This is a genomic window from Microbacterium zouquanmingi, assembly GCF_052266695.1.
In the GTDB taxonomy this organism is placed as follows: domain Bacteria; phylum Actinomycetota; class Actinomycetes; order Actinomycetales; family Microbacteriaceae; genus Microbacterium.
This window is the reverse complement of record NZ_JBQPQZ010000001.1, coordinates 646,343-669,418: the sequence shown is the minus strand read 5'-3', so window position 1 is coordinate 669,418 and position 23,076 is coordinate 646,343. Positions and strand designations below refer to the sequence as shown.

Below are 23,076 nucleotides of genomic sequence, written 5' to 3'. Positions count from 1 at the left end.
GGGAGTCGCGGCGCGACTTCCGACGGTGGTCAGGCAACGCGATAGTCTGACAGCGCTCACGCCTGCGACGCCGAAGGAGGCCGAATGCTTCTGACCCAACTCGAGTACTTCGTCGCTGTCGCCCGCGAAGAGCACTTCGGCCGCGCGGCCGCGGCATCGTTTGTGTCGGCGTCGGCGCTGTCCGAGTCGATACGCAAGCTCGAGGCCGAACTCGGCGTCCCTCTGGTGCGTCGCGGGAGGGCGTATCAGGGACTCACCGCGGAGGGTGAGCGGGTGCTCATCTGGGCGCGCCGGATGATCGCGGATCACCGGGCGTTGAAAGACGAGGTCGAAGGGGCGCGCGATCGGCTCGGCGGTACGGTCCGCATCGGCGTCATCCCGTCGGGGGTCGCCCACGGCGCGAGAGTTCTTGCGACGCTCTGCGCGTCGCACCCGGATCTCCGGGTCCGACTCGTCACAGGTCTCACCTCGGAGCAGGTCGTCGCGGGGTTGCGCTCGTTCGATCTGGACGCCGGATTGCTGCACCCGTCTGCCGCCGAGGACGACATCCGGCACATCCTCGTGGACTCGGATCGGCTGGTGGTCGTTGGCAATGTCGGGCACACGGATCTGGGCGGGACCGTCACGCTCGCGGAGCTGGCGGACCTGGACCTGTGCGTTCTCGAGCCGGGAATGCGCGCCCGAAGAATTTTGGACGACGTCCTGCAGGAACAGGGTGTCTGGCTGCGCCCGCACGTCGAAGCAGATTCGGTGGAGGCGCTCATGGCGCTGGCGCGAACGGGCGAGTGGATGAGCGTCGTGCCCCGTTCCGCGGTTCCCAGGATCGCGGCGCACGTGGGACTGCGTGTGGCTGACATCATCGGACCGGTCGTGAAGATCCCGATCGCTCTCGCTACGCTCGGAGAAGAACCTCGGCCCCCGCTTTCTCTCGCCGTGGACGCCGCGGCGCGCCGGCTCGCGGGAGTAGACGGGGCGACGGATGCCGGGTTGGTGAACCCGAACGGCGGATCATAGCATCTGATCGGTGAGTCTGCCGGGGGCAGGTGCGCTGCAGGGTGTCGCTGAGAGAGGCTGGCAATCGAGCCGTCGGCGTCGCGTACGTTGAACTCCATGGCGACGAAGGCACCGAAATCCGACATCGATGAGACCCGTGTGCGGGTCTCGGATCCCAAGAAGGTCGCCGTCGGCGTGCCGGCCGTGCTCCATGCGCTGCAGATCGCGAACGAGCAGATGGGCATCGTGCGCTCGGTGCAGACTCTTGCACTCGTGAATCAGAAGAAAGGGTTCGACTGTCCCGGATGCGCGTGGCCGGAGGAGGACAAGCGCCATATCGCCGAGTTCTGCGAGAACGGTGCCAAGGCGGTGGCAGAGGAGGCCACCATTCGCCGAGTCGACCCGGCGTTCTTCGCCCGGCACTCCGTCGAGGATCTCCGCAGCCATGATGATTGGTGGCTCGGCCAGCAGGGGCGCCTGACGCATCCGATGATGCTCGACGAGGGTGCGACGCACTATCGACCGGTGTCGTGGGACGAGGCGATCGGAACGATCGCCGATGCGATCGTGGCTGTCGACGACCCCGACGAGACCGTGTTCTACACCTCCGGACGCACATCCAATGAGGCCGCATTCCTGTACCAGCTGCTGGTGCGCGGCATCGGCACGAACAACCTGCCGGACTGCTCGAACATGTGCCACGAGTCCAGCGGCTCCGCGCTCACCGAGACCATCGGCATCGGCAAGGGCACCGTATCGATCGAGGACATCCACAACGCCGACCTGCTCATCGTCGCCGGACAGAACCCGGGCACGAACCACCCGCGCATGCTCTCCGCGCTCGAGAAAGCGAAGCAGCGCGGTGCCAGGGTCATCGCGGTCAACCCATTGCCCGAAGCCGGTCTCATGCGCTTCGAGAACCCGCAGACCCCGCGCGGTGTGGCCTTCGGCGGCACGAAGATCGCCGACCGGTTCGTGCAGATCCGCCTCGGAGGAGATCAGGCGCTGTTCCAAGCGATCGGCAAGCACCTCCTCGAGGCCGACGCTGAAGACGGCGGAGTTGTGGACGAGGCCTTCGTCGCCGACCACACGAGCGGCTTCGACGCATACCGGGCGTCGATGGAGTCAGTGGAGTGGAGCACGCTCGTCGAGGCTTCGGGGCTCTCTGAGCAGACGCTGCACGAGATCGGCGAGGAGGTGCGCACCTCGACGTCGACGATCGTGTGCTGGGCGATGGGTCTCACGCAGCACAAGCACTCCGTCTCGACGCTCCGCGACGTGGTGAACGTCCTTCTCCTTCAGGGCAACATCGGCCGTCCCGGCGCAGGCGTGTGCCCGGTGCGAGGTCACTCGAACGTCCAGGGCGACCGCACCATGGGCATCTACGAGAAGCCGTCCGAGGAGTTCCTCGCGTCGCTGGACCGCGAGTTCCACTTCGCCGCACCGCGCGCCCACGGATTCGACACCGTCGAGTCGATCAAGGCCATGCGCGACGGACGCGTGCGTTTCTTCATGGGGATGGGGGGCAATTTCATCTCCGCCACCCCCGATACCGCCGTGGTCGAGGCCGCCATGGCCCGCGTCGACCTGACCGTTCAGGTCTCGACGAAGCTCAATCGCTCGCATGCCGTCGCCGGTCGGCGCGCGATCATCCTACCGACGCTGGGAAGAACCGATCGGGATCGGCGGGGCGGGAACGACAGGCGGGTGACCGTCGAAGACTCCATGGGAGCGGTTCATGCGTCACGGGGTCGCCTCGCTCCACCCTCGGAGGACCTGCTCAGCGAAGTCGCGATCGTGGCGCGCCTGTGCCGGCTCCTCTTCGGGGATTCGTCTAGCGTCTCGATAAACCGACCGACTCCGGACAGCGAACGTCCCGCCATCGACATCGACCGTGGTCAAGCCGAGCGCCCGCCGTCCGAAGAGGCTCGCGACACCGACGATGCCGCCGTGTCGTCTCCCGGCAACCGGCCGCGAGCCGACTGGTCGACTCTGGAAAACGATTATGCTCTCATCCGCTCTCACATCGAGCGCGTGATCCCGGGGTTCGAGGACTTCGAGACCCGGATCGAGAAGGGCCGCACGTTCTTCCTGCCGAATGGGCCGCGTGACGAACGCCGCTTCGCGACTGTCGACGGCAAAGCTCGCTTCACCGCAAACGTGCTGGAGTACCCGATGATCCCGCCGGGCCGACTGCTGCTGCAAACCTTGCGCTCGCATGATCAGTACAACACCACGATCTACGGCAAGGACGACCGCTACCGTGGCATCCACGGCGGTCGGCGGGTCGTGCTAGTGAACGCCGAGGACATCGTGGATCTCGGGTTCACGGAAGGCGAGATCGTCGACCTCGTGTCGGAATGGACACGACCCGATGGAACCCTCGAGGAGCGCCGCGCGGAGGCATTCCGCATCGTGGCGTATTCTACGCCGCGTCGCAACGCAGCGGCGTACTATCCCGAGACCAATGTGCTCGTGCCGCTCGATTCTGTGGCCGACGTCAGCGGCACACCCACGTCGAAGGCCGTGGTGATTCGACTCGTCAAGCGCTGATTCGCCCCTGCTCAGGCCCCGGCATCGGACCAGGACGCTGCAAGGGAGGCGACGTCGCCCAGAGCTTTGCGGACGGCCTCCGGGTCGCCCCCCGCTCGACCCGCCGCGATACCTGCGATGAAAGCACCGAGCGGTGCGGCGGGGCGAGCGACTCCGTTCGCCACATCACGCGTCATATCGAGCACTGCAGCGACGGGGACATCGCGACGGTCCAGTCCGAAATGCTCGCAGAGAGCGGCGGCCCATTCGTCGAGGGCCTCAGGTGGCAAAGTACGGTTCTTCTCGTTCATCTGCTGATCTCCTGAGCGGCGCCGGCGTGCGCCGCTCAGGAGATCAGCATGACATCGACGAGGTCATCCGTGTCGACGGCATCCACATCCGCAGGGACTACGGCATAGGCGTCAGCTCGCGCCAGACCGCCAGCCCGGTGGGACCCGCGCGGCATGGCAGACTGAATGCTCCAGCGCCGGGGGTCCGCACGGTCGACCACGACGGGCAGATACTGGCGTCGACCCACCGGCGTTCGCCACGCACAAGCCGCCGGCAGGGTGATCAGCGGACGGTCGATCACCGTTCTGCCCTGCATGGCGAGCAGAGCGGGCCGGACGAAGGCCTCGAACGAGACGGCCACGCTTACCGGATTCCCTGGTAGCCCGAATCCGAGGCAGTCGCCGTTCAATCGCCCGAACGCCTGAGGCCTCCCGGGCTGCATTCGCACCTGGTTGAAAGCCAGGGCATGAGGCAGCGTCTGCTTCACCACATCGTGCGCGCCCGCGCTGACGCCTCCTGAGAAGACGACGGCATCGATGCGGTCGTCTTCCGGCCGAGCGGCGAGCTCCTCGAGGAGCGCCGTGAGCCGACCACCATCATCGGGGATGACCTCTCTCCGCGCGACGATCGCACCGGTCTCGGCCACCAGCCCCGCGAGGAGCGTTCCGTTCGACTCCGGGATCTGACCATGCAGAAGGGTTTCGCCGGGTGTGACGAGTTCACTTCCAGTAGACACGATGACGACGCGCGGCAGACGGCTGACGACGACCTCGTTCACCCCGGCGGCGGCGATGGCGGCGAGTTGCAGTGGGCCCAAGACACTGCCCGCCTCCACGATCTCGTCACCGCGGATGGCATCCTCGCCGATCCGTCTGATGTGCGCACCGAGCGCTCGAGGCGCCGATATCACGCGGATCGTCCCGAGCGAATCGGCCAGACCGCCGAGCGTGTCCTCGAAGGGAACGATGGTGTGTCGGCATCCGCGGGCACCGGTGACCCCGTCATGATGCGCGCGGCTGTGCCCGCAGGAAGCCGCGGTTCTTCAGCCGTTCCCGCAGGCAGGTCGGCGACGACGGTGAGCTCCACGGGCGTGTGCGACGATGCGTCCGCGACATCGCGGTGTCTGACGGCGAAACCGTCCATCGCGGAGTTGTCGAATACAGGAAGATCGTCGGCGGCATGGACGCCGAGGCGCAGCGTTGTCCCGAGGGCTGAACCGAGCGGCAGCGTCTCGGAGGGGAGCACGGTGACTGCCGAAAGAATCGAAGCCCGGTGGACGTCGGGGTCCACGAGAGGGGTCGGCGACGTCTGAAGGAATGACACGGGGAAAGGATATGGCGCGTTCTCGTCTCTCGCGGGCTCGTATCGTCACACCGGACAGATGTTCGGCTGCGCCCAACAATCAGGTGCCGGCGCGAACCTGCCCCATGGCCGCGGCTAGTCTCGAACCATGCTGGACGGTCGCTCCCAAGAGCGTCTGGTGGGAACGGAACGGTGGTCGACATGGGAAGACTCTCCACTCGCACTCCGGTCACCCGTGTCATCATCGACGGCGACGAGGTGACCACGCGTCGCAGGGCCGATACGGTCGCGGCCGAGGATCCACTCGAGATCCGTGTGGGAGGTGCTCCCCTCTCCGTCACCATGCGCACTCCGGGGCACGATGTCGAATTGGCGGCCGGCTTTCTGGTCAGCGAAGGTGTGATCGCCGCAGCAGGAGAATTCCGCTCAGCGATCCACTGCGGTGGACCCGGTATGGGGGTCAGCGGAGGGTCGTCGATCTCCATCGGCCCCGCGCCGGTGGGTCTTCTCGCCGCAGCGGAGAACACCTACAACGTCCTGGACATCGCGCTCGCCGCTGGAGTCGAGTTGCCCTCCACCGACATCGCGCGCAACTTCTACACCACCAGTTCGTGCGGGGTGTGCGGCACCGCATCGATCGATGCCATCGAGAAGCGCTCGCGCTTCAACGTCGACGGCGACACGACCCGGGTCGACGCTCCGTTCGTACTGGGGCTGCCCGATGCGCTGCGAGCAGGACAGGCGGTGTTCGACAAGACGGGAGGGCTGCATGCTGCGGCGCTGTTCAATGCGTCGACCGGCGAACTGCTTGTGCTGCGCGAAGACGTCGGTCGGCACAATGCGGTGGACAAGGTCGTCGGCTGGGCGTTGCTCGACGGTCGTCTGCCGTTGACGGGGATGGTGCTGCAGGTGTCGGGCCGTGCAAGCTTCGAGCTGGTGCAGAAGGCGGTGATGGCCGGCATCCCGATCCTGTCCGCCGTCTCGGCGCCCTCCTCGCTCGCCGTCGAGCTCGCCGAATCCTCGGGACTCACACTCCTGGGCTTCGTCCGCGGCACCTCGATGAACATCTATTCGCGAACAGATCGAGTCGCGATCTGAGGCGCACGTCATCCCGCGTGGACATCGAACTCGTTGACGGATTCCCGGATCAGCCCGATCAGAGTGTCAACGGGCCCGTCCGCTGACCGCATCTTGGCGAAGCGTCGCAGCACGATGCGCCGGGTACCCAGTCCGGGCAAGTCGAGGACGTCGACGTTGTCGGGCACGATCCCACGCAGCGCGAGTGCCGGCATCACTGCGATGCCCTGGCCCGCCGCGACGAGGGAGAGGCCGGTGAGGGTCTCGTAGAAGTGGTGTACCGGTGTCGCATCGAGCGCGGCGGTCTTGCGGAGACGTTGGACCGCAGATGCGCCTGCGCCGCCGGCGGCGCCGAGCCAGGGGAGCGAGACGCGGCTGAGATCGACGAGGTCTCGCTCGACAAGGCGGCCAGCGGGTACGACGAGCTTCCATGGTTCATCCAGTAGTGGCTGCTCGATCATGCCGACGGGCAGCGGCACGCTTTCGACGTCGGAATCGTATTCGAGCACCGCGAGGTCGAGTTCGCGGCGTCGCAGCGCCTTCGTCATCACATCCAGGTCGCCCTCGGTGATCTCGACCTCCAGTTGCGGGTACCGCTGACGCCAGTCCGTGAGCCGCGGGATGACGAGAGACCTCAGAAAGCTCGCGACGCCGCCGATGCGCACGGTGCCGCTCGGGCCGTCGCTGGTTCGCAGGCGATCCCCGGCGCTGCCGATGGCCCGTTCGATCTCCTCGGCGGCCTCGACGACGATAAGTCCCGCTGGCGTCAGCATGGTTCCCCGCGGCGTGCGTCGCACGAGAGCGCGGCCGGCTTCACGCTCGAGCCTCGTGAGCTGCTGCGACACCGCGGACGGCGTGATGAACAGCTCCTGAGAGGCGGCGAGCACGCTTCCGGCTCGTGCGACCGCCAGCAGGATTCTCAGCTTGCGAGGATCGAGGTCCATGTTAACGAGAAGTGTATACCGATTACGTTTATATTCATTTGACCTTGCAACCCGATTGCAGTCGAATTGCCTTATCGGCAAATGTGATGTGGAACGGAAATCATGCTGGAAGCAATCCTGGGATGGGTCGGCACGGTCGGCTCGCTCGTGGCCTACACTCTTCTCGTGCGCGGGCGTCTGGCCCCTCGGTCCCAGCTCTATCTCGGGATGAATGCCGCAGCCGCGACGCTCGCAGGCACCGCAAGCGTCATCTACGGAGCATGGCCGTCGGCGGCGTCGAATTTCGTCTGGGTCATCATGAGCGTATATCCCGCGATCGCCGACATGCGCCGCCGCGCGGTGGGCCGTCGCAAGGTGATCGAGATCGCGGATGCCGACATCGACCGTGCGTTGCCCGCAACCGTGCCCATTCCCGTGATGGGCGGGGCTGCCGCGTAGGCGCCGCTGAACGGGATGAAGCGAAGCTACATGCCACCTGATCACAGAGTCGCTTGATCTTCATCGCCTGGAGCTGTCGAATGGCGGAAAGCCCGCGGTTCCCGAAGGTGAGAAGGGTGTCAACGATGAACAGAACGATGAGGAAGCTCGGCGCAGTGATCGTCGCTGCGGCGGTGACGGCGGCCGCCGCCGGCTGCGGATCGAGTTCGTCCGCCGGAGGCCCAGGCCCGGACGCGGAAGACAGGACCATCACATTCGCGATCGTTCCCGGATGGAACGACGCGCTCGACGTCTCGAGTGTGTTCCGCTATGTGCTCGAGCGCAACGGATACGAGCTCGAGATCACAGAGCTGACGGAGATCGCGACGATCTTCACTGCCGCCGCCGAGGGGGGCGTCGATGTTTTCTCCGCGGCACCGACCTCGGTCCACGAGGTCTACTGGGACAAGTACGAGTCCGACCTGGAGGACCTCGGTGCCTACTATGAGAACGGCGCGATCTACATGGTGGTGCCCGAGTACATGGAGGGCCTCGATTCCCTCGCAGACCTGCCGCAGTTCGCCGACGAGCTGGAAGGATCGATCTACGGCATAGAACCAGGCTCCGGTCTCGTGCAGACCACCGAAGAAGAAGTCTTCCCGGCATACGGCCTCGGTGAGTCTTTCGAGTTGAAGGCATCGTCCACAGCCGCGATGCTGGCGCAGCTCGAGAAGGCCACGAAAGCGGAGCAGCCTGTCGCCGTCACCGTGTGGACGCCGTGGTGGGTCAACTCGACGTATCCCGTGAAGCGTCTCGAGGATCCCAAGGGCGCGTTCGGACCCGACTACACGTTCAACCTCGTCGCGAGCGGATCCTTCTCCGAGGAGTTCCCCGCGGTTGCGGAGATGATGGCCGACTTCTCGCTCACTGATGAAGAGTTCAACAGCCTCGACGAAGCGATCTACAACGACTTCGAGGTCGGTCAGGAGCAGGAGGCCGTCGCTTCCTGGTTCGAAGACCACCCTGAGCTCCTCGAGAAGCTGGAGTCGCATCTGAAGTGACGCGCACAGCGGTCGGCCTTCGATTCGAGGCCGGCCGCTGTCGTGCGTCGAACGCTCACGTCGGGATCGACACGACGTCGAGGGCGACGATGGCACGGCGGATCTCCATCGCCAGTGCCCCGACGGGGCTGTCGGGCGAGGTATCGCGCACGAACCGACGCAGCACGAGGCTGCGGGTACCGAGACCCGGCAGGTCGAGCACCCGGACCTGACTGAGGTCGGCGCCGCGCAGGGTGAGGGCGGGGAGAACCGCGACTCCCTGCCCGGCGGCGACCAGCGAGACGGCGGTGAGTGGGTCGTAGTACACGTGGACGGCGGACGGCTCGAGGTCGGTGACTCGTCTCAGGCGCTCGATGGCGAGCTCCATGATGGGCGCATCGACGCCGAGCCAGGGCAGCACTGATTTGCTCGACTCGATCGACGTGCGATCGATCTTCCATGTCACAGGCGTGATCAGGCGCCAGGGATCATCGAGCACGGGTTGTTCGATCATTCCGGCGGGGAGATGCTCTCCTTCCACCGCTGTATCGAGTTCGATCAGGGCCATGTCGAGGTCACGACGCCGGAGATCTCGGGTGAGCGTCTGGGTATCTCCCTCGACCAGATGGATCGCGAGCCGCGGATAAGTCTCCTGCCACTCCATGATCCGCGGTGCGATGATCGACCTCAGCGCGCTCGCGATCGCGCCGATGCGCACTGTCCCGGAGGGGCCTGCACCTTCCTTCATCCGATCACTGGCGCTGCCGACCGCACGTTCGATCTCTTCGGCGGCTTCTGCGGCGATCAAGCCAGCGGGCGTGAGCACGGTTCCTCGTGGGTTACGCGTGACAAGGGGGCGTCCTGCCTCTTGTTCGAGACGTTTGAGCTGCTGCGAGACCGCTGAGGGGGTGATGAACAGTTCGGCCGCCGCGGCGACGACGCTTCCGGTTCGTGCCACGGCGAGGAGGATACGAAGGCGTCGAGGATCCATTTAAGTGATACTACAACCCAGCTGAGAACAGATTCACTTGACCTATAGACGAGGGAGATGTCGAATGGGCGGAAGCGGGATGCTGCGGGGAGCCCCGCGCGGAGTGAGCACATGATCGGAGAATCGCATGAGCATGGTGGATATCGAAGTGTCTGCAATCGAGAGCCCTGCCTTCGTCGTGACGGATGAGCTGCGCGATGCGACCGACCGGACCATCGATGACGCTGTCGTGCACGCCGACCCGATGATACTGAGAGGGCTGCTCTATCAGCTCACGGCTGATCAGGAAGCCGCCGACGTGGCGGTCCATCGTGACGGAGAGAACCCTCTTGCCGCCCCCGCGCCCGCACGCGATTCGGACATCTCCATGCTGCGCGGCAAAGCCGGGGACTACCTGAAGGCCGTCCGTGACGGCGGAGGCGCGACGGTGCAAATCGGCGCGACGGATACCATTCCGACCAGCATGCGGCTGACGTCGGGGGTCGACATTCCCGAGGACGGCATTCCGCTCTGGCAGGAGGAGCTCGCGCTGGATCCGTCGGCCCGAGGCCTCACTTGGACCATCCAGCCCACGGCAGAACAGCTCGCAGCTTTCCCGATGGTCGTGATCGGCGCGGGGATGGCCGGCCTGAACGCCGCGCTGCAACTCAAGCGAGCGGGTCTGCCATTCACTGTGCTGGAAAAGAACGCGGGGCCGGGAGGAACCTGGTATGAGAACCGATACCCGGGGTGCCGGCTCGACACGCCGAGCCGGGCGTACACGCACACGGTCGGCGTGGACTTCCCTTACCCCTACGCGTACGCGCCCGCGGCCGAGACCAAGAAGTACACGGACTGGTTCGCGTCGCACTTCGGTCTCGAACAGCACATCTCGTTCGAGACCGAGGTCGTCTCGCTCACCTGGGACGAGTCGTCGTCGACCTGGACCGTGATCACCGAGGGACCCCACGGGCGCCGCGAGCTCCGCGCGCGCGGTGTGATGAGTGCGGTCGGTTTCCTGAATCGACCGAACATCCCCAGTATCAAGGGGCAGGACGACTTCGCAGGACCTGCATGGCACACCGCGCGCTGGCCGGAGAGTGCGGACCTCACGGGGAAGCGAGTGGCGGTCATCGGTACGGGGTGCACGGGCTACCAGCTGATCCCGGAGCTCGCTCAGCAGGTCGAGCACCTCGTCGTCTTCCAGCGCACGCCGCAGTGGCTGTTCGAGGTGGACGGTTATCTGACGCCGCTTCGGCCGGAGGCCACGTGGCTGCAGCGGAACTTCCCGTTCTACACCAATTATCTCCGCTTCCGAGAACTACACGTCTTCGAGGACATGGCGGGGCTCACGGTGATCGACCCCGCCTTCGACGACCCGCACACGCGCAGTGAGAGCAATCGCCGCATCCGTGAACTCTGCATCTCCTTCCTCGAACGCAAGCTCGGAGACCCGGAGCTGGTGCGCAAGATGACGCCGGCGCACCCCCCGCGTTCAGCGCGCGCCGTCCTGGTGGACACGCAGCACAGCGTGCTCGATGCGCTGGTGCGCGATGACGTCACGCTTGTCAGCGAGGGCATCGCGCGGCTGACGCCCGGCGGAATCGAGGCGCATGACGGCGGTGAATACGAGGTGGACGCGATCGTTTATGCAACCGGCTTTCGTGCCACCGAGTACCTCTTCCCGATGAAAGTCACCGGCCGCGATGGCGAAACTGTCGAGGAGCTGTGGCGAGACGGCGGAGCCCGGTCGCACCGCTTCTCGATGATCCCCGGCTTCCCGAATTTCTGGATGCTGTATGGCCCGAACACGAACGGGGGACTGCAGCCGGCGGCATTCGACGAGCTCGTCACTCATTACGCTCTGAAATGCATTGAAAAGCTGGTCCTGGGCGGACATGCCAGTGTGGAACCGCGGGTCGATGCCTACCTGCGTTTCAGTCGCGAGGTCGACGAGGCCAACGCCGCGAGGATGTGGAGCGACCCTCGCGCACACAACTACTACTGGACTGAGCATGGCCGCTCATCCGTGATGTGCCCGTTCCTGGGGCGCGAGGTGTACCGGTATCTTCGCGAGCCCGACTACTCGGAGCTGACGTTGCGATGAGCGATCTTCACGGTAAGGTCGCGATCGTCACGGGTGCCGGATCCGGCATGGGGCGCGCCACAGTGCTCGCACTGCTCCACGCCGGCGCGAGCGTGATGGCCGCCGATGCGAGCGAGGCTGCTCTCGCGTCGCTGCCTCAGCATCCGCGTCTCATCTCACAGCAGTGCGACGTGCGTGTGAGCGCGGACGTCGGAGGGGTGGTGGCGCGGACGACGGCGGAGTTCGGCGGACTCGATTCGGTCTTCAACGCCGCAGGCGTCTGCCGCACTGAGGCGCTGATCGCGGACAGCACTGCGTGGGAGGACAGCTTCGACGTCAATGTCCACGGAGTCCTCACCGTCGCGCGTGCGGCGATCCCGGCGATGAAGGCTCGCGGCGGCGGAGTCATCGTGAACTGGGGATCGAACAGCGCGTTCCGCGCGTCGCCCGGGCTGTCCGCATACTGCATCAGCAAGGCGGCGGTGGTGATGCTCACGAAGTGCCTGGCGGTCGAGCACGCGTCCGACGGCATCCGAGCAAATGTCATCAGCCCCGGGTTCGTCGCGACCCCGATGATCCAGGCGCAGGCGGAGACGTACGCGAGCGAGCAGGACTGGTATGACAGCGTCTCCAGCGTGCAGCCGCTGGGCATCGGCGCCCCGGAGGCCGTTGCGGACGTCGCTGTCTTCCTCGCCTCGGATGCGGCGAGGCACATGACCGGATCGGTCGTCACGGTCGACGGCGGGGGTCTCGCCATGGCGCCAGTGGCCCGACCGCCGAGCTCGAGCTCGCACAACGCACCGCGGTGACCGCAGGTGCGACCATCACACCATCACAGACGGAGAAAAATATGAAGGTCGACGGCAAGCTGGTCCTCGTCACGGGGGCGGCCAAGGGTATCGGGCACGCGATCGCCACCGCGTTCGCGGAGGCGGGGGCGCAGGTCATCCTCACCGATCTGGCCGCGGGCGCGGTCGATCAGGCAGCGCGGGAGCTGCGCGACCGTGGGTTGGATGCACACAGCCGTCACCTCGGCGTCACCGATCGGGCGGGGCTCGACGCTCTCGCCTCGCAGATCGCGACCGAGCTCGGCGACATCGATGTCCTCGTGAACAACGCCGGCATCGCCGGCTACGCCGACGTGGGCGCCGAGGATTCGCCGGGAATCTGGGACAGCACGATCGATGTGGACCTCACCGGCGTGTTCAATGTCACGCGGGCTTTCCTCGACTCGCTCACGCGTACGCGCGGTGCCGTGGTGAACATCTCGTCGGTATGCGCGTTCACGTCGGGATTCAGTCACGTCAGCTACACCGCGGCTAAGGGCGGTGTCTCCGCGCTGACGCGTGCGATGTGTCGTGAGTTCGCGGCGCTTGGCGTGCGGGTCAACGCCGTGGCGCCCGGATGGATCAAGACCGAGGCCGTCGATCAGAGTGACGCCGATCACGATCGTTTCGTCCACTGGCATGTGCCCTTCGACCGCTTCGGCACTCCGGCCGAGATCGCCGCGCCGGTGGTCTTCCTGGCGTCGGATGCGGCAAGCTTCATCAGCGGCGTCACACTGCCGGTAGACGGTGGCTATCTGACGGTCTGAACCTCAGTCGTCGGCTGCGGGGTCGAACTCGTCGACGGCCTCTCGGATCAGCGAGAGGGCCGTGTCGACCGGGCCACCGGCGACGACGGGAGCGGCGAAGCGGCGAAGGACGACATTGCGGTTTCCCAGTCCCTGCGTATCGACCACTTGGACGTTCCGAGGAACGATTCCGCGGAGCGTCGAGGCCGGCATCACGGTCACGCCCTGCTCCTCGGAAACGAGGGCCACACCCGTGGACGACTCGTAGTACAGGTGTGACGGTGCGGCATCCAATCGGACGGAGCGACGCAGACGCTCGATCGCCGAGGCCGTCGTCGGCACATCGACGCCGATCCACGGCAGCGGCACCCGGGCCGGATCCACGCTGCCATCCCTTGTGAGCCATGCGCGAGGAGCGATGAACTTCCAGGGCTCGTCGAGCAGCGGTTCCTCGAGGATGCTGGCGGGGAGCGGTTCATCATCGACGTCCGCATCGAGCTCGACCAGCGCGGCGTGGAGCTCCCGACGTCGCAGGCTCCGCGTCAACGTCGCAGTATTACCTTCGATGAGCTGGAGCTGGAGACGCGGAAAGCGCACGCGCCAGTCCCGGAGGTGGGGTGCGACCAGAGCGCGCAGCACGCTCGCCAGGCCGCCGATGCGCACCGTACCGCTGGGCCCCTCCACCTCTTGCAGGAGATCGGTGGCCTCGCCGACGACGCGTTCGATCTCCTCGGCCGCCGCGGCGGCGATCCGGCCCGCCGGCGTCAGGACGGTGCCGCGAGGTGTGCGCATGACGAGAACACGACCGGCTTCCCGCTGCAGTTGCTTCAGCTGCTGCGAGACCGCGGAGGGCGTGATGAACAGTTCCTCCGCCGCCGCGATGATGCTGCCGGTCCGAGCGACGGCGAGGAGAGTGCGGAGTCGACGAGGGTCCATTTAAGTAATTTTACATAGCCCGTCACCACCTTTTCACTTGATCTTATTTGGCGCGCGATGTCTCCTTGACTCACACAGTCGACCGACGCCGACTCGGCAGGACATTCGAAGGAGGAACGATGAGCACCGATCTCAAGGCATCACCCGGAGCATCGCGCGGGACAGGACTCGACAGGTTCGACACGGCGGCCGTGGATCGCGAGACCCGACTGGAGATGCACAGAAGGATGCTCCGGATCCGGCACTTCGACCTGCAGGCGATCGAGATCCAGGCTCGCGGCCTCATGCCGGGTTCGGTGCACACCTCGATCGGCCACGAGGCGGCGATCGTCGGCGCATGTATGGCTGTCGAGGTCGACGACTACATGACGGGCTATCACCGGTCCCACGGCCATCCGATCGGCAAGGGATCGAAGCTCGGCCCGCTCTTCGCCGAATTGCTGGGTCGCGCCGACGGCGTCTGCGGCGGCAAAGGCGGATCCATGCACCTCGCGGATTTCTCCGTCGGGAGCCTGGGCGAATCGGGCATCGTCGCGGGGTCGATCCCGGTCGCGGTCGGGGCCGGGCTCAGCGCGCAGATGCAGGCGAACGGACGGGTCGCACTGTGCTTCTTCGGAGACGGCGCCGCCAACGCGGGGCCGTTTCACGAGTCCCTAAACCTCGCGGCGATCTGGAAGACGCCGACGGTCTTCCTGTGTGAGAACAATGGCTTCGCCGTCTCGTTCTCGGCGAAGGAGGCGATGGCGATCGACGACGTCGCTGATCGAGCCGCCGGCTACGGCATGCCCGGAGTGGTGGTCGACGGACAGGACGTGCTTGCTGTCCACGCGGTCGTCGCGGAAGCGGTCGAGCGCGGCAGGTCGGGGGAGGGCCCGACGCTGATCGAGGCGAAGACGTATCGGTTCCGCGAGCACTCGGAGCTCATGCGGATGACCGTCGGCTACCAGTACCGACCGCCGGCGGAAGTGGAGGAATGGGAGAAGCGAGATCCGATCGTTCTCTTCGCGGAACACCTTGTCGGCGAGGGAATCGTGACGGTGGAGGAACTTCAGGGGATCGAGGACGAGATCGTCGCAGAAGTCGCCGCCGCCGTCCAGTTCGCTCTGGACAGCCCCTTCCCCGATCCCGCTTCCGCATTCGACAACATCTACGCGACACCCATCCCGGTACGAGGAGCCTTCTGATGAGCACGACCGTGCGTACTTCCTACCTGGACGCGAATCTCGCGGCCATCGCCGCCGAGATGCACAGAGACCCGTCCGTGTTTTTCATGGGCCAAGACCTCCGCGCGGGTGTCTTCGGCAACTTCCCCGTCGATGAGTTCCCGCTTGAACGGGTGCGAAGCCTCCCCATCTCGGAGGCGGGTTTCCTCGGTGCAGCGATCGGCGCCGCTATGACGGGCATGCGGCCCATCGTCGACATGACGTTTTCGAACCTGTTGTACTCGGCGATGGACCAGATCGTGAACCAGGCGGCGAAGCTGCGGTACATGTCCAACGGGCAGGCGCGGGTGCCTCTCGTGATTCTCGCGAGTCTCTACTACGGAGGCAACCAGGGCGCGCATCACGCCGACAGGCCGGTGTCGCTGTTCACGAACAGTCCCGGACTCAAGGTCGTCGCTCCTACGACCCCGGAGGATGTTCGGGGCCTGACACTCACAGCCATCCGCGAGGACGACCCGGTGATCATCTTCCGCGACGCCAACCTGCAGGGGATGCGGGAGGAGATCTCCACGGATGCTCGAGCCATTCCGTTCGGTGTCGCCGACGTGAAGCGGAAAGGCACGGACGTCACGATCGTCGGCATCGCGAACGGGGTGAGGCTCGGCATGCGCGCTGCCAGACAGCTCGAGGCCGAAGGCATCTCGGTCGAGGTGATCGACCCTCGCTCGCTCGTCCCGCTCGACGTCGACGGGATCCTCGCATCGGTAGCCAAGACACGTCGGGTCGTCGTCGTCGACCCCTCCCCACTCACCTGCAGCTTCGCGAGCGAACTGGTCGCGACCATCGCGCAGGAGGCGTTCGGGTCGCTCTCCGCGGCGCCGATCCGCGTCACCGGTGCGGACGTGCCGACACCGTTCAGCTCGCCGCTCGAGCAGAACACCCTGCCGAATGTCGATCGTGTCGTCGCGGCAGTTCGCCGAGTGCTCGCGTGAAGACGAAGACGTGCTGCGCCGCCGACCGGTGCGCGCCCACCAGTGAGAGGAAGAAGCAGTGACCCAGGATGTGACGTTGCCCCAGTGGGGGATGGGGACCAACGAGGCGTACATCGTCGAGTGGCTCAAGTCGGTGGGGGAGACCATCGCCGAGGGAGAAGGACTCGTCGAGGTGGAGACGGCGAAGGCGACGGACATCGTGGCATCGACAGCCGCGGGCACGATCGTCGAACTGCTCTTCGACGTGGGCGACGAGGTACCGGTCGGCGACGTGATCGCGCGCGTCAGGGCGGCCGTCGAATGATCGGCGCTCAGATCCCGGCCGTCGATGCGATCGTCCGCACGGTGCCGCTCAGCGGAATGCGCGGTGCGATCGCGTCGGCGATGATGGACAGTTTGCGGAGCACGGCGCAACTGACGCTGCATCGCGAGTACGACGCCGATGCGCTGGTCGAATGGCGCAGCGCCCTCCCCCGCGACCGGCGTCCGAGCCTCAACGATCTGGTGATGTGGGCGACGGCGGCGACCCTGCGAAGTCACCCCGAGCTCAACGCTACGATCGACGAGCCGGCGCAGGAGGTCCGGCAGTGGCGGGCCGTGCACCTCGGCATAGCGGTCGCATCCGAGCGGGGTGGGATGTTCGTGCCCGTCGTCCGAGATGCGGAGCAGCTGACACTCGACGAACTGACGCTGTCGACGAGGCAGTTCGTCGCGGCGGCCGCTGCCGGGCGGTTGAGCATGTCGGACATGAGTGGAGGCACTTTCACGGTAACGAACCTCGGCAGCTTCGGCGTCGATGCGTTCACTCCGGTCATCAACCGGCCCCAGGTGGCGATCCTGGGCGTCGGCCGTATGCGCGGGTCACGCTCGACGCTGTCGCTCACGATCGACCATCGCGCAACTGACGGGGTGCCGGCCGGCCGATTCCTCGGCGATCTGGCCGCGCGGCTCGAGAACCCGGCGGCTCTTGCGGATGCGGTAGGCGGGTGGTCACGATGACCGCCGCGGAAGAGATGCAAGGGAAGGTCGCGCTCGTGACCGGAGCCGGGTCCGGGATGGGACGCGCGACTGCTCTCGCGCTGCTCGAAAAGGGGGCGTCCGTCGTCGCCCTCGATGTCGATGAGGGTGGATTGCTCGCACTCGGGTCTCATGATCGGCTGGTCACCGTCAGATGCGACGTGACCGATCGCGACGACGTGGTCGCCGCTGCCGCTCTCGCCATCGCCACGTTCGGAGGAATCGACATCCTGTGCGCGTCTGCGGGCATCTGCCGGCCGGAGAGCGTCGTCGACGCGGGCGCGGTCTGGACGGCGACGATGAACGTCAACGTGAAGGGCACCCTCAACGCCTGCCAGGCGGTGATTCCGCACATGCGCGCACGGGGCGGAGGGTCCATCGTCACCTGGGCGTCGACGAACGCGTTCCAGGCGACACCGAACCTCGCCGCGTACAACGTGAGCAAGGCCGCAGTGCTCATGCTCACCAAGTCGATCGCCGTGGACCACGCGGTGGACGGCATCCGCGCCAATGCGCTCTGCCCCGGGTGGGTCAGGACGCCGATGGCGGGGGACCTGGCGGAGGCGTACGGCAGCGAGGAGGCATGGCTCGCCAGCATCGCCCGGACCCAGCCGCTGGGCCTTGCGACAGCGGAAGCGGTCGCTCGGGCAGCGGTCTTCCTCGCCAGCGACGCGTCGTCGATGATGACCGGGTCCGCGGTCATGGTGGACGGTGGTCTGACCGCCAAGAGCGCATCGACGTCGCCGCCGCCGGTCCGCGCCATCGATATGTCCGCTGCGGCGATGACCGGGTGACGGGAGGACGTCGTGAAGGAGAAGACAGGGGATCAGGGCGGTCGCCTCGCGGGAAAGTCGGTGCTCGTCACCGGTGGAGCGAGCGGCATAGGTGAAGCCGTTGTGAGACTTTTCGTCGCGGAATCGGCTCGTGTGGCCATCCTCGACCGCGACGTGGACCGCGCGGAGGCGATCGCGCGGGATTGCGATGCCGGGGCGGTGACGATTCCGATGGATGTCACGGACCCCGATGACTGGAGTCGCGCCGTCCATGAAGCCACGGCGTGCTTCGGAGAGGTGGATGTCCTGGTGAACAACGCCGGTGGTGGCCGCGGCGGCGGACGCCTCGAAGACGAGGACCCGTCGGTGCATCGTCGGATCCTCGATCTCAACGTCGGCTCGGTGTGGGCGGGCACCCGCGCGGTGCTGCCCTCGATGCGAGCAGCAGGTGGGGGGAGCATTGTGAACATCTCGTCGATCGACGGTCTCGTCGGCGCGCGCGGGGCTGCCTCTTACGTCGCATCGAAGTTCGCGGTGACCGGTCTCACGAAGGCCGCGGCTCTGGAACTCGGCGCCGACGGCATCAGGGTCAATGCGGTCCATCCGGGCTTCGTCGCGACGCCCCTGTTGAGCGGTCGTGACCCGGAACTGATAGATCAGCTGCGCGACGCGGCCGGGTCGCAGCCCATCCCGCGCTTCGGGCTTCCCGAGGAGATCGCCTCAGCGGTGCTCTTCTTCGCCTCGGACGAGAGCTCGTTCTGCACGGGATCGTCCCTCGTGGTCGACGGTGGCCGTACAGCGGGTTCGCGGTGACCTCCAGCGGGCACCGCGGCGAGACGCCGAAGCTCAATCGTCGGTGTGCCGGACCCGGCGCACCGCGTCCATCAAAGGAGAGGGACTCATGAACGATCGAAGCAGTACAGTCCGAGCCATGGCGGCCGTGGGCGCCATCGCCCTCGCGGGAGTCATCGCCGGTTGCGGATCCGGTTCCGCCGACGGCAGTGGTTCGAGCACCGAGGCTGACGCGAAGAAGGTGACCTTCGCCGTCATTCCGGGGTGGAACGACAACCTCGACCTCGCGAACGTCTACCAGTACGTGCTCGAGCGCAACGGCTACACCTTCGAGATCACCGAGTTGAGCGAGATAGCCACGGTGTACACAGCAGCCGCACAGGGCGACGTCGATGTGTTCTCGTCGGCGCCGGCCTCCCTCCACAAGGCGTATTGGGACGAGTACGAGGAGGATCTCGAAGACCTCGGCGCGTACTACGAGAACGGGGCGGTCTTCATCGCCGTGCCGGAGTACGTCACCGGTGTGGAGTCGCTCGACGATCTCGCAGGCCATGCCGACACGTTCGAGGGGAGGATCTACGGCATCGAGCCGGGATCCGGCCTCGCGACGACGACGCAGGAAGAGGTGTTCCCGGCGTACGGCCTCGAGGACACATACGAACTGGCGACCTCGTCGACAGCGGCGATGCTGGCCGAACTGAAGAAGGCGGTCGATGCGAAGGAGCCCATCGCGGTGACCATCTGGAACCCGTGGTGGGTCAACTCCGTGTTCCCGTTGCGACAGCTGGAGGACCCGAAGGGGGCCTACGGCGGGGCATACACGATCAACACCGTCGCGAACGGCGACTTCTCGACCAGATCTCCTGCGGCCGCAGAGATGATGTCGCACTTCTCGCTCTCCGATGAGCAGTTCAGCAGCCTCGACGACTTCGTCTACAACCGGTTCGATGAAGGGCAGGAGCAGGAAGCGGTTGCGGCCTGGTTCGAGGAGAACCCCGACATCCTCGAAGAGATGGAGTCGTATCTCGCCGACTGATGTCCTGAGCGTCGTTCGGCGGACCCAGCCTCAGGGACTGAGCGATCCGAGGCGACGGTAGCGGGGACGTGCAACGCGGATGCCGACCGCGCATGTCACCGCCACCGTAACCTCCAACGCGAACCACGCCAGCAGGAGGTCGTGAGCGGAGCCATCGCGCATCGAGTCAGAAGTCGGGATGCGCCCGTGGTCCGGTGAGTGCGCCGCGCCGACGATCGCGAGCCACGCCGCGTGCGACAGGTGTCCTGACCGCCACGATGAGGTCGAGGATCGAGCTGGCGGATGCGAGCAGCGCCGCTCCGCGGAACAGCCCCCGATACGGCAGCTTCAAAGACGGTGCGCGCTCACGACGCAAGGTCGTGGGCGGGCATCGAGGGCAGAGAGAGCGTGGTGGGCGAAGCGGTGCGGATGACGAGGCGAACACGATCGCGCCCCCCGAGATCCGGCGAGTCGAAGGGCAGGCAGAAGCTCAGCGTGACCTCGGTGAACCCTTCGGTGTGCACCAACAGTTCCAGGGTGCGATGCTCCGTCGGTCGTCCGTCGAGAGGGGTGGCGCTCCAGCGCACCTCCACGCTCCCGTCCGCGGGGGAGATCAATACGGCCCGCATCGGCGCTGAGACGAAGCCGCTGTTCGAGATGCCGACCGGTACGCTCACGACGGCTCCGCGCCGCGCTTCGAGAACCCCGGGACGATGTCGGGACGCGTAGACGCGGGCTTCGGGATTGACCGACAGAGTGATGCCGCCGTCGACGAGAGAATCGGGTGCGGGTGTGTGACAGGAGACCGTCGCGCAGTCCGCTCGGCAGATCGAGTGATCGGAGCACGACGCACATCCGGTCACGATGGTCACGATCCCTCCGGACACTGGTCGGCGATGAGCTGGTAGGCGTCTCGGGCGACCCGGAACTCGACCTCCGCGTCCGCGCGTTCGGCGGGACGGATGAACCGGCTCTTCTCGATCCAGAGCGCCTCGACCGCATCGCGGCACCACTCGGCGCTGCGACGAGAGGCTCGCACTGGACGTCCGGCCACCTTGACGACCGTTGCAGACGTGTGAACGCTCGGAAGTATGCGCAGTGCGATCCAGGATGACGCAGTGATGTCGATCTCGAACGTCACCTCGTGCAGTGAGCCGTCGGCGAGGATGTTCCGCGACGCGACAGGGTAGCCGTTGACCACGAGCTCCAGCGGGACCTCGCGCGTCTCGTCGATGCGCGCACGTTCGAGATGCCAACTCGGCCACGCGTAAGCCGGTGTCGCGCGGATGCGCCGCCATTCGTCGCTGAGCTGCTCCTCGAGCCGGGCGGCGACCTGAGCGGTGACGGTCACGCGTCGAGGGGAGGCGAGTTCGAGGGTCGATCCTGTCGGAGCGTCGTCGACATCGAAACGCAGCACATGAGACCGTCCATCGCCGGAGTAGACCCGGCCGGCACGAATGCCGTCGACCCAGCGGTCCCACCCGGTACCGCCGTCGATCGGTCCGTCCATCTGCACGTAGGTGCGCCCAGCGCCCGCGCGTTCGTCAGAGATGCACGGGTAATCGGTCTCACCGAGGAAAGCTAAACGGTAGCCGCTGCTGAGCATGTGGTACCACGCGCTCAGCTCCATGGCGGGGTGGCCCTCGGCGCCCGCGATGAAGTCGACGGTGTCGTGCACCAAGTCGACGAGCACACCGTTCATGCCGACGCTGTTGAACGGGGGCATCTCGTGATTCGGGAGTTCGAGGCTGGAGACCGCCATGCCGAATCCGGCATGGGCGTAACCGACGAGAGCACCCTGCTCGCGTGCCCATGCTGTGATCGGCGTGGTGGTCGAAGGCCAATCCTCGAGCATCGTGGTGTCGGGGTAATCCTGTTCGGCGAGGTTGAGCAGGATGAGGTGCCCGAGGTGGCTGGACGGGAACCCCGAGATCTCGAGGTCGTAACGCGCGGCGCTGTCGGCATCGGCTTCGGTGTCGGCGGTCGTGAACACCTGGTTGTTCGCTTCCTGCAGCTCCCGGTGCTCCAGGGTGGCTGACGGGCTGATCGCCTCTCCGGTGAAGAACTGCTTCTGGTGGTAGTACGCCGGACCCCATGTGAGTACCGATCCCACCGAGAGGGCCTCTCCGCGGATCTGACGGATCATCGTCTCGGGCGCGACCCCCTGCGACGGGATCTCGTAGTGAGAGCATCCGGCAGCGTGGAGATGGGGATCTCCGGAATACCACCCGTGATCTTCGGAACGGATCCAACGGTCGAGACGGATGCGGCACACCGCACCGGGTCCGTCGACGAGGAACGACGATTCGACCGGCACGTACTCGGGTCCGCGGCGGGCCTCGACCGTAAATCGACCTCGGGGCAGGCGGATCGTCTCGCCGTGGCCACGGTAGACCTGATCCTGGAACCGCATGTCGGGGGCGATGCGCATCTGCGGTGGCGGGTAGACCCGTTGCTGCTCGTCTTGGATCGTGAGAGAGGCGACGCAGGTCCGTCCGTCGGAGTCGCGAAGGTCGAACTCCACCTCGAAAGACGGTTCCACTTCGCATTCCACGCGCACGCGCTGGTTGCCGCCGTGGAAGCCGCGGTCCTCGTATACGGCGGACACGCCGATCAACGCGGGCCGCGCAGTCCCGCTGCTGCAATAGACGTGCACGACGCGGTACTCGAGCGGAAGTCCGGAGAGCGGCTCCGCGTCGTCGGGTTCGATCTGCATCCATGCGTCCTCGACGAGTCCGGCGTACTCGACCCGGTCAAGGAGGTCGGGCTTCGATGCGCTCGTGCGACGGAGGCCGAGGGTGCCGGGTGAGGGTGACGACCAGTATCCGGCCACGGGGTTGGTCTCCAGATGGAGCGGTGCCGTCACACCGTGCGGATTCTCGACGCGGATGAGGAACGCCCGCCACCCCCGCTCGACCAACACGGGCGCGCTCGTCCCCGCCGTCAGGGTGGCGAAGCCCTGCTCGTCGAGCGTCGCGGAGACGAGCACCCTCGCACGGAGGGCTTCCTCCCACCCGACCACCGTGGAGGGCGCGTCTCCCGTGGTCGGCAGTGGCTCACCCGCCGTCGAGAGTGCATCGATGACGCGGCTCGTCATCGACAGGTACGGCTGCTCATCGATAGGGGAAGCCGCTGTCGTCACAGGTGTATCGCTCTTCGACAC

Annotated in this window: 24 protein-coding genes; 15 read left to right on the top strand and 9 right to left on the bottom strand. The window is 66.2% G+C overall.

The genetic code is table 11. From position 1 onward, the window contains the following. The first annotated feature begins 84 nt into the window (after positions 1-84). Together ACTU6U_RS03080 and ACTU6U_RS03075 are read left to right on the top strand one after the other, a co-directional pair. A complete protein-coding gene (locus tag ACTU6U_RS03080; RefSeq protein ID WP_443467681.1) occupies positions 85-1,014 on the top strand; it encodes a LysR family transcriptional regulator in 930 nt (309 codons plus the stop codon). A 96-nt stretch (positions 1,015-1,110) separates the two neighbouring features. Next, a complete protein-coding gene (locus ACTU6U_RS03075) occupies positions 1,111-3,546 on the top strand; it encodes an FdhF/YdeP family oxidoreductase (protein ID WP_443467680.1) in 2,436 nt (811 codons plus the stop codon). Positions 3,547-3,557: 11 nt separating this feature from the next. Here ACTU6U_RS03075 and ACTU6U_RS03070 read toward each other — a convergent pair whose 3' ends face one another. Genes ACTU6U_RS03070 through ACTU6U_RS03060 form a run of 3 tightly spaced genes read right to left on the bottom strand, consistent with a single transcriptional unit; the run spans position 3,558 to position 5,139 of the window. Then, positions 3,558-3,836 (bottom strand): DUF6457 domain-containing protein, encoded by a 279-nt coding sequence (locus ACTU6U_RS03070; protein WP_443467679.1) that lies wholly within the window; start codon positions 3,834-3,836, stop codon positions 3,558-3,560. 35 nt (positions 3,837-3,871) lie between these two features. Continuing rightward, complete coding sequence (locus ACTU6U_RS03065) at positions 3,872-4,732, bottom strand: molybdopterin molybdotransferase MoeA (RefSeq protein WP_511261857.1); 861 nt, start codon at positions 4,730-4,732, stop codon at positions 3,872-3,874. Beyond that, positions 4,723-5,139: a MoeA family protein gene (locus ACTU6U_RS03060; RefSeq protein ID WP_443467677.1), complete on the bottom strand. Its 417-nt coding sequence runs from the start codon at positions 5,137-5,139 to the stop codon at positions 4,723-4,725. Before ACTU6U_RS03060 ends, ACTU6U_RS03065 begins: the two co-directional genes overlap by 10 nt. Positions 5,140-5,319: 180 nt before the next feature. Between ACTU6U_RS03060 and fdhD the strand changes: the two genes are divergently transcribed. Then, on the top strand, positions 5,320-6,216 hold the full coding sequence (fdhD, locus tag ACTU6U_RS03055) for a formate dehydrogenase accessory sulfurtransferase FdhD (protein WP_443467676.1): 897 nt from the start codon (positions 5,320-5,322) through the stop codon (positions 6,214-6,216). Positions 6,217-6,224: 8 nt separating this feature from the next. Here the strand turns inward: fdhD and ACTU6U_RS03050 are convergent, their stop codons facing one another. Beyond that, a complete protein-coding gene (locus ACTU6U_RS03050; protein ID WP_443467675.1) occupies positions 6,225-7,139 on the bottom strand; it encodes a LysR family transcriptional regulator in 915 nt (304 codons plus the stop codon). A 102-nt stretch (positions 7,140-7,241) separates the two neighbouring features. Between ACTU6U_RS03050 and ACTU6U_RS03045 the strand changes: the two genes are divergently transcribed. Both ACTU6U_RS03045 and ACTU6U_RS03040 read left to right on the top strand, forming a co-directional pair. Beyond that, the gene (locus tag ACTU6U_RS03045; protein WP_443467674.1) at positions 7,242-7,577 is read left to right on the top strand and encodes a CBU_0592 family membrane protein; all 336 of its coding nucleotides are present in this window, start codon (positions 7,242-7,244) and stop codon (positions 7,575-7,577) included. Positions 7,578-7,702: 125 nt separating this feature from the next. After that, on the top strand, positions 7,703-8,617 hold the full coding sequence (locus ACTU6U_RS03040) for a glycine betaine ABC transporter substrate-binding protein (protein ID WP_443467673.1): 915 nt from the start codon (positions 7,703-7,705) through the stop codon (positions 8,615-8,617). A gap of 55 nt (positions 8,618-8,672) precedes the next feature. Here ACTU6U_RS03040 and ACTU6U_RS03035 read toward each other — a convergent pair whose 3' ends face one another. Further along, positions 8,673-9,587 (bottom strand): LysR family transcriptional regulator, encoded by a 915-nt coding sequence (locus ACTU6U_RS03035; protein WP_443467672.1) that lies wholly within the window; start codon positions 9,585-9,587, stop codon positions 8,673-8,675. Between the two features lie 127 nt (positions 9,588-9,714). On the opposite strand from ACTU6U_RS03035, the gene ACTU6U_RS03030 reads away from it, so the two are divergent. The 3 genes from ACTU6U_RS03030 to ACTU6U_RS03020 are packed head-to-tail and all read left to right on the top strand — an operon-like array spanning position 9,715 to position 13,246. After that, the gene (locus tag ACTU6U_RS03030; protein ID WP_443467671.1) at positions 9,715-11,673 is read left to right on the top strand and encodes a flavin-containing monooxygenase; all 1,959 of its coding nucleotides are present in this window, start codon (positions 9,715-9,717) and stop codon (positions 11,671-11,673) included. Beyond that, complete coding sequence (locus ACTU6U_RS03025) at positions 11,670-12,461, top strand: SDR family NAD(P)-dependent oxidoreductase (protein ID WP_443467670.1); 792 nt, start codon at positions 11,670-11,672, stop codon at positions 12,459-12,461. The genes ACTU6U_RS03030 and ACTU6U_RS03025 overlap by 4 nt, the downstream gene beginning before the upstream one ends. A 41-nt stretch (positions 12,462-12,502) precedes the next feature. Further along, positions 12,503-13,246 (top strand): SDR family NAD(P)-dependent oxidoreductase, encoded by a 744-nt coding sequence (locus ACTU6U_RS03020; protein ID WP_443467669.1) that lies wholly within the window; start codon positions 12,503-12,505, stop codon positions 13,244-13,246. Positions 13,247-13,249: 3 nt separating this feature from the next. On the opposite strand, the gene ACTU6U_RS03015 is transcribed toward ACTU6U_RS03020, so the two are convergent. After that, a complete protein-coding gene (locus ACTU6U_RS03015) occupies positions 13,250-14,161 on the bottom strand; it encodes a LysR family transcriptional regulator (protein ID WP_443467668.1) in 912 nt (303 codons plus the stop codon). Positions 14,162-14,280: 119 nt separating this feature from the next. Here ACTU6U_RS03015 and ACTU6U_RS03010 point away from each other — a divergent pair, with 119 nt between their 5' ends. The 7 genes from ACTU6U_RS03010 (at position 14,281) to ACTU6U_RS02980 (ending at position 19,934) form a co-directional block, all read left to right on the top strand. Beyond that, the gene (locus tag ACTU6U_RS03010; protein WP_443467667.1) at positions 14,281-15,345 is read left to right on the top strand and encodes a thiamine pyrophosphate-dependent dehydrogenase E1 component subunit alpha; all 1,065 of its coding nucleotides are present in this window, start codon (positions 14,281-14,283) and stop codon (positions 15,343-15,345) included. Continuing rightward, positions 15,345-16,316 carry an alpha-ketoacid dehydrogenase subunit beta gene (locus ACTU6U_RS03005; RefSeq protein WP_443467666.1) on the top strand — a complete coding sequence of 324 codons (972 nt, stop codon included), beginning with the start codon at positions 15,345-15,347 and terminating at the stop codon, positions 16,314-16,316. Before ACTU6U_RS03010 ends, ACTU6U_RS03005 begins: the two co-directional genes overlap by 1 nt. A gap of 58 nt (positions 16,317-16,374) precedes the next feature. After that, a complete protein-coding gene (locus ACTU6U_RS03000) occupies positions 16,375-16,620 on the top strand; it encodes a biotin/lipoyl-containing protein (protein ID WP_443467665.1) in 246 nt (81 codons plus the stop codon). Then, a complete protein-coding gene (locus ACTU6U_RS02995) occupies positions 16,617-17,315 on the top strand; it encodes a 2-oxo acid dehydrogenase subunit E2 (protein WP_443467664.1) in 699 nt (232 codons plus the stop codon). Before ACTU6U_RS03000 ends, ACTU6U_RS02995 begins: the two co-directional genes overlap by 4 nt. After that, a complete protein-coding gene (locus tag ACTU6U_RS02990; RefSeq protein WP_443467907.1) occupies positions 17,312-18,127 on the top strand; it encodes an SDR family NAD(P)-dependent oxidoreductase in 816 nt (271 codons plus the stop codon). The genes ACTU6U_RS02995 and ACTU6U_RS02990 overlap by 4 nt, the downstream gene beginning before the upstream one ends. Before the next feature lie 12 nt (positions 18,128-18,139). Beyond that, positions 18,140-18,919: an SDR family NAD(P)-dependent oxidoreductase gene (locus tag ACTU6U_RS02985; protein WP_443467663.1), complete on the top strand. Its 780-nt coding sequence runs from the start codon at positions 18,140-18,142 to the stop codon at positions 18,917-18,919. 88 nt (positions 18,920-19,007) lie between these two features. Next, entirely contained in the window at positions 19,008-19,934 is a 927-nt protein-coding gene (locus ACTU6U_RS02980) for a glycine betaine ABC transporter substrate-binding protein (RefSeq protein ID WP_443467662.1), read from the top strand. Positions 19,935-20,100: 166 nt separating this feature from the next. On the opposite strand, the gene ACTU6U_RS02975 is transcribed toward ACTU6U_RS02980, so the two are convergent. The 3 genes from ACTU6U_RS02975 to ACTU6U_RS02965 are packed head-to-tail and all read right to left on the bottom strand — an operon-like array spanning position 20,101 to position 23,076. Beyond that, positions 20,101-20,265 carry a hypothetical protein gene (locus tag ACTU6U_RS02975; RefSeq protein WP_443467661.1) on the bottom strand — a complete coding sequence of 55 codons (165 nt, stop codon included), beginning with the start codon at positions 20,263-20,265 and terminating at the stop codon, positions 20,101-20,103. A gap of 13 nt (positions 20,266-20,278) precedes the next feature. Beyond that, complete coding sequence (locus ACTU6U_RS02970; RefSeq protein WP_443467660.1) at positions 20,279-20,785, bottom strand: hypothetical protein; 507 nt, start codon at positions 20,783-20,785, stop codon at positions 20,279-20,281. Beyond that, complete coding sequence (locus tag ACTU6U_RS02965; RefSeq protein ID WP_443467659.1) at positions 20,782-23,076, bottom strand: CehA/McbA family metallohydrolase; 2,295 nt, start codon at positions 23,074-23,076, stop codon at positions 20,782-20,784. The genes ACTU6U_RS02970 and ACTU6U_RS02965 overlap by 4 nt, the downstream gene beginning before the upstream one ends.